The organism is Mesorhizobium sp. P5_C1 (assembly GCF_054049815.1).
In genome coordinates this window covers 1-2,409 of the sequence record NZ_JBFULQ010000703.1, presented here as the reverse complement: position 1 = coordinate 2,409, position 2,409 = coordinate 1, and the positions used below count along the sequence as shown (strand labels likewise).

Sequence of the window (2,409 nt, the reverse complement as noted above, 5' to 3'; positions counted from 1 at the left end):
GGTCGATATCGTGCAGACCAAGGATGACGGCGCGACCGTGCATCTCGGCAGCGGCGACCTGAACAGCGCCTTCGGCGACACCACCCAACTCGTGCTGTCGCGTCCGACCGAGGCTGGACTGATGCGCCAGATCGCGCCCCGGCTCACCGACAATCGCTTCGCTTTTGCCGACATCCTCGGCGACAGCTTCGTCGATATCGTCGAAATCGAAGATGGGCTGATGCACGTCTATGACGGCAAGGCCGATGGGACCTTCCCTTATCTCGGCCGCTCGATCCCGCTGCCCGGCGTCTCGCCGACGACATTCGCGGGCGGCAACGGCCGCTTCGCCGACGTCAATATGGACAGCATGTCCGACATCGTCACGACGCGCCTCAACGCTGATGGCCGCACCGAATGGCGGATATTTCTCAATCTCACCCGGCGCCAGGCCGATGGCGGTTACAGCGTCAATTTCGGCGCGCTGACCAAGGCGTTCCCATTCAACAGCCAGGACGGCCAGATACTCGGCCGCAACAATGTGCGGATGGTCGACATCAATGGCGACCGGCTGCCCGATCTTGTCGTCATCCGTCCAGCCGACCAGGGCTTTTGCCTCTACGAGAACCAGGGCAACATCTTCTCGACGGACCCGAATGCCCTGCTGTTTGGCGACGCCACGATCAACGACCCCGTCTGCGGTCACGGCACCTTCTCGAAGATTGGCGGCATGCAGCCCGGCGAGAACCTCGCCACGATGTGGTACATCGACGCCAATGGCGACGGCATCATCGATTTCGCGTCGATGGGCGAGCGCACCGACCAGATGCGCATCTGGCTCGGCTTCGGCGACGGGACCTACCTGAAGGATCCGCTCAGCATCGCGCTCAATCTGCGGGTTCAACTCGGCACGTCGACACAGACCTTCGCCTCGCGCGTCGCCGACATCGACGGCGACGGCCAGACCGAAATCATCGTGTTCCAGAAACCGTCCGGTGACGAGGTGAAGCCCGTCGTCATCATCGACTTCAACCGAACCGCAACCATGCAACTCGTCAAGGCGAACCTGTTGACGGTCGTCGACTTCGATTCCGGACGTCGGCACGACATTCGCTATGCGACCTCGATCGACGAGATGCTGCGCGACCGCGCCAACGGCCAGCCGACGCGCAACCTGCATTTCCCCGTTGTCGTCGCCAAGCAGCTCGTCACGTCGCAGGGCATACCCGGCCAGGTTCGCGCCCAGGTGCAGACGGACGAATATTTCTACCACAATCCCTTCTATGACGTGATCAATCGCCGCTTCATCGGCTTCTCGGAGGTCGAGAAGGTCGCTTACGGCGATGAGAACGCGGCCGGCCAGCGCGTCACGCAGCGTTCCCGCCTCGATCGCGAACAGTATTACACCTTCGCGGAGAGGGCGGCCGACCTGAACCTTGCCGGCAAGCTGAAGATCCGCAAGACATACGAAGTAAAGCCCGAGGCGACGCTCGTCGCGAGCGCTGAGGCAACCGAGACGCTCGATCCGTCAGCGGCGGCGCTGCACTCTCTGTCGACCGCTACGCGCAGCCAGAAGCTGCCGACGACCGGCATGATGCTGAAATGCGAATCGTCGGTATGGGAGGCATTTTCGCGTGGCGACGGTTCGTCCTATCTCAGGAAGGTCAAGGACACGCTGACCGAATCCGCAGGTCAGGCCGAGCAGCAGGATCCGGCCGATCCCGAATGCAAGGATCCGGTCAAGACCCAGTCCTATGCCGACTTCGACGCGTTCAACATGGCAGCTTCGGAGACGGTCCGGGTGCGAGACGTCCCTGGCCCGGAGAACCTTACGGTTCCCGGTTTCAGCCGCACGACCCAGACAGACTACGCTCAGTCGCGCACCGATCTCGCGGCGCTCGGCATCGTCAATGCCGCGTCCGAACGGCGTATCCTCGCCGGGACGCGGCTGCTCAGCCGCGAGAGCTTCACCTACCTGCCGAATTCCGGCGGCAGGATGGGATCGCGCTCGCTTGAGGTCCTTTCAGGCCTGGGCGCGCTGCCGCCCGCACTGGAGCAGTTCCGCAGCGCCAGCCGCAAGCTGGCGAAGACGATGGGCTATGATGTTTTCGGCAACAGCATTTCGGTTGCCGACGAAATCGGAACGACCGAGCTTGCGGTCTACGACGCCACCGGCACGCTGCTGCTCAGCCACACCAAGCCGTCCGGTGTTGCAGCAGAACTCGACCAGACGACGAAGATGACCTACGACGGCCCGCGGCAGGGTGCGGTCGCGACAACTACCAGCCCGCTGGGAATGGTCGTCACGACCAGCTACGACGCGCTCGGACGCAAGACCCGGGAAGCGGCCGCAGACGGCGCCGAGAAGTTCTATACCTACAAGATCGGCGAGAATGGACGACCGTCGCTGATCCTGACTGCCCGCCGGCG

General features: G+C 63.2%; 1 protein-coding gene. It reads left to right on the top strand.

Annotated elements, in window-relative coordinates:
- Positions 1 to 2,409 (top strand): toxin TcdB middle/N-terminal domain-containing protein (locus tag ACXJ7R_RS30120; RefSeq protein ID WP_457155004.1); only part of this gene is annotated, 2,409 nt, incomplete at both ends.